This is a genomic window from Ruegeria sp. AD9 (assembly GCF_056542305.1).
In genome coordinates this window covers 1-7190 of record NZ_JBQFZP010000037.1, presented here as the reverse complement: position 1 = coordinate 7190, position 7190 = coordinate 1, and the positions used below count along the sequence as shown (strand labels likewise).

At 61.1% G+C, this 7190-nt stretch carries 5 protein-coding genes; 4 read left to right on the top strand and 1 reads right to left on the bottom strand.

Annotation, left to right across the window (positions count from 1 at the left end):
* Positions 1-137 precede the first annotated feature (137 nt).
* Positions 138-1025 (bottom strand): LysR family transcriptional regulator, encoded by an 888-nt coding sequence (locus ACR0AM_RS21190; protein WP_480478460.1) that lies wholly within the window; start codon positions 1023-1025, stop codon positions 138-140.
* Positions 1026-1143: 118 nt separating this feature from the next.
* Between ACR0AM_RS21190 and ACR0AM_RS21185 the strand changes: the two genes are divergently transcribed.
* The 4 genes from ACR0AM_RS21185 to ACR0AM_RS21170 all read left to right on the top strand — a co-directional run bounded on the left by ACR0AM_RS21185 (position 1144) and on the right by ACR0AM_RS21170 (position 6807).
* Positions 1144-2769 carry a GMC family oxidoreductase gene (locus ACR0AM_RS21185; RefSeq protein ID WP_480623949.1) on the top strand — a complete coding sequence of 542 codons (1626 nt, stop codon included), beginning with the start codon at positions 1144-1146 and terminating at the stop codon, positions 2767-2769.
* The gene (locus ACR0AM_RS21180) at positions 2766-3974 is read left to right on the top strand and encodes a mandelate racemase/muconate lactonizing enzyme family protein (protein WP_480623948.1); all 1209 of its coding nucleotides are present in this window, start codon (positions 2766-2768) and stop codon (positions 3972-3974) included. The genes ACR0AM_RS21185 and ACR0AM_RS21180 overlap by 4 nt, the downstream gene beginning before the upstream one ends.
* Before the next feature lie 16 nt (positions 3975-3990).
* Positions 3991-5427 (top strand): aldehyde dehydrogenase family protein, encoded by a 1437-nt coding sequence (locus tag ACR0AM_RS21175; protein WP_480623947.1) that lies wholly within the window; start codon positions 3991-3993, stop codon positions 5425-5427.
* A 75-nt stretch (positions 5428-5502) separates the two neighbouring features.
* Positions 5503-6807 carry an MFS transporter gene (locus ACR0AM_RS21170; protein ID WP_480478452.1) on the top strand — a complete coding sequence of 435 codons (1305 nt, stop codon included), beginning with the start codon at positions 5503-5505 and terminating at the stop codon, positions 6805-6807.
* The last annotated feature ends 383 nt before the right edge of the window (positions 6808-7190 follow it).

Genomic DNA, 7190 nt, shown 5'->3' with positions numbered 1-7190 from the left:
GACCTGAAAACTACCTTTCGTCAAGTCAATCGCCAGCATGCTTATCTTCGTCGTCATTGATGTGCCCTCCAATATTGGTTCCTAAAAACCGTTATGGCATACAAGATGCCGTTGGTGGGGGCATCCACCGCATCAGTTCAGTTTTCCCGCATGACGGCCGTTAGCCAATCGCAAAATACCCGAACTTCCTCTTTCAGCAGTGATCGTTCACGGCATACGATGAAATGCGACAGTCGGACCGGAAGGCGATATTCAAATGGCGCGATCAGAATGCCCCGGTCCAGGTAATGCAAAGCAAAGCGTTCCAGAACCATGGCAGTGCCCAGGCCGGCGATCACCGACTGCAGCGCTATAAGAGAGGAATCCACCTTGAAAAGGTGGCCAGTCATCTGAAGCTTCAGATCGTGCAGGTCGGATAATTGTGACCAGTCGGCCTCGGATCCCATAATCTCTATCGTGGGACCAGCGGCAAGCGCCTGAATTGTCAGCGGCTGCGGTAATGACGCGACAAAGTCCGGATGACAAACGGGAATGGCGGTCTCGTGCCCAAGGTGTTGCAGTGCGCCATCGTCCCAGTCTCCCGTGCCGTAGCGTATGTCGATGTCAGAAGGATCGTCGCCGAAACGGTCTGCCCATACGAACGAGGTCAACTGCACCGGGATCTCAGGGTGCAGCGCGTGAAACTCGGTGATACGCGGCGCCAGGACCAGCCCGGCGAAAGAGATGGAAGCGCGCACTCTTACGGCGGGCATTCGCGCCTTTCGGAACAAGCCGCTGGTCACGGATTGCATATCGGCAAAGGATCGACGGATCGGCTGGGCATAGGCCTTTCCTGCGTCTGTGAGCGTGACACCTCTGGGCAGCCGGACAAACAAGGCGGTATCCAGCTGCTTTTCGAGCAGGCGGATCTGCTGGCTTACGGCGGCGGGCGTAAGGCCAAGCTCTTCGGCGGCGGCGGTAAAACTGCTGTGTCGTGCTGCGGCTTCAAAGGTACGGAGCCAAGTGACGTGGGGGAGTTTGGTCATGGCTTTCCTTAAACTGAAGTTTAGCCTCAGGTCAAAATAGCATTGTTTGATTTATAGCTAAACCCCTGACAAAAGCATCGGCGATCTTAGCGCTGACGCTTTTTCGGGATTCGTGCCAATGCCTGACTCTGACTTCGATTTCATCATAGTGGGCGCCGGATCGGCGGGCTGCGTTCTTGCGGACCAGCTATCAGCCGGAGGGCGCCACAAGGTTCTGCTGATAGAAGCCGGTGGCAGCGACCGCCGTTTCTGGATCAAGGTGCCGCTGGGTTATGGCAAGACCTTCAACGACCCGCGCGTAAACTGGCGCTACACTGCCGAGGCCGATCCGGGGCTGAACGGGCGCAGTGCCTACTGGCCACGTGGCCGGGTGGTTGGCGGGTCGGGCTCGATCAACGCCATGGCTTATCTGCGCGGCCTGCCGCACGATTTCGACGATTGGGAACAGTCGGGCGCCACGGGCTGGAACAGCGAAAGCGTACGGCGCACCTATGAAGCGCTCGAAACACTGAGCACCCCGGCGGGCACCACCGGCAACGGACCGCTCCGGGTCAGCGATGTCAGTGCGCGGATGCATCCGTTTTCCCGGCACTTCCTGAAAGCCGCAGGAGAGATGGGCTGGCAGGTGGCGCGGAACCTGAACGGTACAGAGACCGAGGGGTTGATGCAGCTGCGCTCAACCGTGCGCGACGGCCGCCGCTGGTCTTCGGCGGATGCGTTCCTGCGGCCCGCGCTGAAACGCGGCAATCTGAAGCTGATCACCGGCGCGCTGGTGGAGCAGGTGGAGCTTGAGGCGGGCCGGGCCACCGGTGTTCGCTACCGCATCGGCGGAAAATCCGTTGTTACGCGGGCCGGGGGCGAGGTGATCATCGCGGCAGGGGCGGTCAACTCGCCACAGCTCCTTCAGCTTTCCGGCATCGGACCGTCGGACCTGCTGAAGCGTCACGGGATCGAGGTGAAACACGATCTGGCACAGGTGGGCCGGGGGCTCCAGGATCATCTGGGGATCTCATATTACTACCGCGCAAACCGGCCGACACTGAACAACCGCCTGGGCAACCGGATCGGACAGATGTTGGCCGGGGTGCAGTATCTTCTGACCCGGAAAGGCCCCCTCAGCGTGCCGGTCAATCAGGTCGGTGGTTTCGTGCGCTCGGACGACAGGGCCGGGTCGGCCGATCTGCAAATCTACTGCAACCCTATGTCCTATGTCACGGATGCCGCCGGAAATGCCGGCGTCGATCCCGAGCCGGGATTTCTGCTTTGCGCCCAACCCTGCCGACCGACCAGCCGGGGCGAGATCGCGATCACCTCTGCCGATCCCGCTGCGGCTCCGGCAATCCGGCCGAATTCGCTGTCAACTGACGAAGATTGCGAAGTGGCAATCAAAGCCGGGCGGGTATTGCAGAGCCTAGCTCAAACCCCGGCGATCCGCGCTGTGACCGAAACGCGCCTGGTGCCCGATGTTGTCGGAATGAGCGACGAGCAGCTGCTGGAGGATTTTCGTGAGCGCGCTGGAACGATTTTTCACCCCAGCTGCACCTGCCGCATGGGCGAAACCGCACGCGATTCGGTTCTGGACGCACGGTTGCGGGTGCATGGCATTGCCGGGCTGAGGGTCGTCGATGCCTCGGCCTTTCCCAACATAACCTCGGGCAACATCAATGCGCCAGTGATGATGCTGGCGGCGCGTGCGGCAGAGCTCATACTGGAAGATTCAATGCTGCTGGGAGGCAGGTCATGAAACTCGACAAACTCGAAACCTTCGTGGTGGGCAACCCCCCGCCGCGCCATGGCGGGCGCTACTTCATCTTTCTGCGCCTGACCACGGAATGCGGTATCACCGGCGTCGGAGAAATCTATAACGCCACATTCGGGCCGGATCTCTGCGCGGCGATGGCGCATGACGTCTTTGACCGGCAATTCGCCGGGCAGGACCCGCATCATATCGAACGGCTGTGGCGCCGTACCTACGGCGCCGGGTTCACCATGCGGCCGGATGTGACCGTGATGGGCGTTCTCAGCGGTCTGGAAATGGCCTGCTGGGACATCATCGGCAAGGCGGCGGACCAGCCAGTCTACCAGCTTCTGGGCGGCAAGGTGCACGAGCGGCTGCGCAGCTATACCTATCTTTATCCGCCCGAGGGCGATGTCTATCCCGACGCGGACACGCCCAATGTCTACAACGATGCCGACCTAGCGGCCGAAGCCGCAATCAAGGCAGTCGCGCAGGGATTCACCGCGGTCAAGTTCGACCCGGCGGGCCCCTACAGCATCTATGACGGCCACCAGCCGCGGCTCAGTGACCTCGAGCTGTCCGAGAACTTCTGCAAACGCATCCGCGAGGCGGTGGGCACCAGGGCCGACCTGCTTTTCGGCACCCATGGCCAGTTTACCGTCTCGGGCGCCAAGCGTATGGTGCGTCGGCTTGAAGCCTATGACCCGCTCTGGTTCGAGGAACCGCTGCCCCCCGAAAACCCCGCCGACATGGCGGAAGTTGCCCGCTACACCTCGATCCCCGTGGCGGCGGGCGAGCGGCTGACGACCAAGCATGAATTCGCCCGCATGCTCGAGGCCGGCGCGGCCTCGATCCTGCAGATGAACCTCGGCCGGGTCGGCGGCATCCTTGAAGCCAAGAAGATTGCGTCGATGGCCGAAACCCGTCAGGCACAGATCGCGCCGCATCTTTACTGCGGGCCGGTCGTGGCGGCGGCGAATATCCAGATCGCCACCTGCAGTCCGAACTTCCTGATCCTGGAATCCATCGGCCGTTTCGACGGGCCCTTCATGAATTTTCTGACCACCCCGATCACCTGGGAAGAAGGTTACGTCATCCCGCCCTCCGCCCCGGGCCTCGGGGTCGAACTGAACGACGCCGCCATCGCGGCCCATCCCTATCGCGATACAGAACTCCACCTCAACCTGGTCACCGAACCGGTTGTCCAGTGAACCGAAGGCGAAAGACATGAAAACCCTGAACAAATTCTACATTGACGGCGCCTGGGTCGATCCGGTCGGAGCGACCTCATTCGCAATTACCAACCCGGCGAACAATTCCCGGATCGGCGAGGTGATGCTGGGTTCGGAGACCGATGTCGACCGCGCCGTTGGCGCGGGAAAGCGCGCGTTCGAAACCTATTCGAAAACCTCCAAGGAAGAGCGACTGGCCCTGCTGGAACGGCTGGCGGCAATTTTCACCGACCGGCTGGAAGAGATGGCACAGGCAATCACCACCGAGATGGGCGCGCCGATCACCATGTCCCGGTCAGCTCAGGCCGGTTGCGGCATCGACCATATCCACGCGTTCATCGCGGCGCTGAAAGCCCAGCCCGAACGCGAGATCCTGCCCAATACCGATCTGCTGATCCGCGAACCGATCGGGGTTTGCGGGCTGATCACGCCCTGGAACTGGCCGATCAACCAGATTGCGCAAAAAGTGGTACCGGCGCTGGCGGTCGGGTCGACCTGTGTGCTGAAGCCGTCGGAATACACGCCGCTTTCCGCCGCCCTTTTAGCCGAATTCGTGCACGAGGCGGGGTATCCCGCAGGCGTGTTCAACCTTGTCTTCGGGGACGGCCCCAATGTCGGAGCGGCCCTGTCACGTCACCCCGATATTGCGATGATGTCCTTTACCGGTTCCACCCGGGCCGGCATCCTGGTCGCCAAGGACGCAGCCGATACCGTCAAGCGGGTCACGCTGGAACTGGGCGGCAAGTCCCCCAACCTGGTCTTCGCCGACGCCGATCTGGAGACCTGCGTGACCAACTCTGTCCGGGGCTGCTTCCACAACACCGGCCAGTCCTGTAACGCGCCCACGCGCATGCTTGTGGAACGCAGCTGTTACGACCGCGTGCTCGAGATCGCGGCCCGCGCCGCCGCCGGCCAGAAGGTTGGCAACCCGGCGGTGGAAGGCGATCACATCGGCCCGCTCTTCGACGCGATGCAATATGACCGTGTTCAGGCGATGATCCGGGTTGGAACGGATGAAGGCGCCCGCCTGCTGGCCGGAGGCCCCGGCAAGCCTGAGGGGCTGGAGGAAGGCTGGTACGTCCGGCCCACGATCTTTGCCGATGTGACCAACGAGATGCGCATCGCGCGCGAAGAAATCTTCGGCCCGGTCCTAGTGATCATTCCCTTCGACACGGAAGAAGAGGCTATCGCCATCGCCAATGACAGCGAATTCGGGCTGGCGGCCTATGTGCAGACCGGAGATGCCACCCGCGCCGAACGCGTCGCCGACGCCCTGCGCGCGGGAACCATCACCGTGAACGGGCAGGCGGTGAACTACGGCTCGCCCTTCGGCGGTTACAAGCAGTCGGGTAACGGCCGCGAGGGTGGCGTATTCGGCCTTGAGGACTTCCAGGAACTCAAGGTGCGCCGCTCGATCCTTGCTGAGTCCTGACTGCAGGCTCAGCGGGTCACGTACAAGACCTTTCCTACACTTATGTAACCCCGGGATGGGGAGGAGACAACCAAAATGACTACACTCAGTTCTGTGTCATCGCGCGATGACGCACAGCCTGGACTGTCCAGTTTCCAGCGCTACTTTCAGTTCTTCATACTGCTGCTGGCGGCGGGTTCCATCTATCCGCTAATCTATCTGCGTCAGAACTTCGAAACGACGATCCTGGATACCTTTCAGATCACCGTTTCCGAGCTTGGCACTTACTATTCGATGCTGGGAACCATGTTCGTGATCACCTACCTGCCCAGCGGCTGGCTGGCGGACCGGGTGTCGCCACGGATTCTGCTAACCTTCTCGATGGCACTGACCGGGGCGCTCGGCCTTTGGTATGCCGGTATCCCCGACAAATCCGCGCTCTACTGGATTTTCCTCGGCTGGGGTATCTCTTCGGGCCTGACCTTCTGGGCGGCGCTCCTGAAAGGCGTCAGGCTGGTCGCACGGTCCGATGAACAGGGCCGCTTCTTCGGCGGGCTCGAGGGCATGCGCGGTCTGGTCGAGGCGGTTCTGGCGACCGCGGCCGTCGCGCTGTTCAGCTACTATGTCGACGTAAAGGGTCTGACCGCCAACGCGACCCTGCCTTCGGTGATCATGCTCTATGTCTACAACTGCTTTGCTGTTGGCCTCCTCTGCCTGTTGTTCCTGCGCCAGAAGGGCGAGGCCCCGACCGGAAAGGCGGAACCGAAAGGCAATCTGCTGTCGGATTTCAAACTGCTCGTATCGGAGCCCGAATTGTGGCTGATCGCTATCATCATCCTTAGCGGTTATCAGCTGTTCTGGGCGACCTATTCCTTCTCGGCCTTCCTGCAGGAGAAATATACCCTGACCGCCAGCGCGGCCGCCTTCATCACGGTGGCAAAGCTCTGGATGCGCCCGATTGGCGGGTTGGGTGCGGGTTTTCTCGGTGACAGGTTCGGCCGTGAGAACGTGCTGGCGATCTCTATTTCGCTGAGCATTCTGGGGCTTGTGGCCCTGCTGTTCCTGCCAGCCACCGCAAGCAGCTTCATCCTGCTCTTTGTTGTGCTCCTGGTCGGGGTGATGACATATGCCACACGCGGTCTCTACTGGGCGACGCTGGAACGCAGCAAGATCCCGCCGCGTGTGACCGGCCTTGCTATCGGTCTGATCTCGTTGATCGCCTATACGCCGGACATCTACCTGCCCAAGATCAACGGCTACTTTGCCGAGCGCTACACCGGGCTTGCCGTGTATGAGATGTATTTTGGCTTCATCGCGGCATCGGGCGTTATCGGGCTGATCGCGATTGCCATCCTGAAATCACGGCTTCGCGGCGCGGCTGGTGCCGAGGCCCGTTCGTAGCATGGCGCGGGCAAAGAAGCGCTGCGGGTTCGGGAATCGTTGCCTCAGTATCGGAGCCGACGGTTCCCAATGAAGGGTCCCAGCGAAAAGTGCTTCTTTGCCTGACCGCAAAACCTAATAGCCGCGCAGGTCCACGCTCTTCCTGCATCGCAGACCGGTGGTTGAACAGGCCGGATTTCGCGAGACCGGCGCCCGATCGGGATTGTTACAGTATCTTCGACAAGCGGTTTTGGCGGAGACCGCGCCCGATGCGCTCAAGAGCAAAGCCATGCGATGGCTACATGCTCGGAACTGTTCCATGTTTTGCGATCGCAATTTTCGTAGCATTTTGAGGTTTTTCCAGGCAACGCAATTCAAACATCTGCCGTGGCATCAGGCTGTCT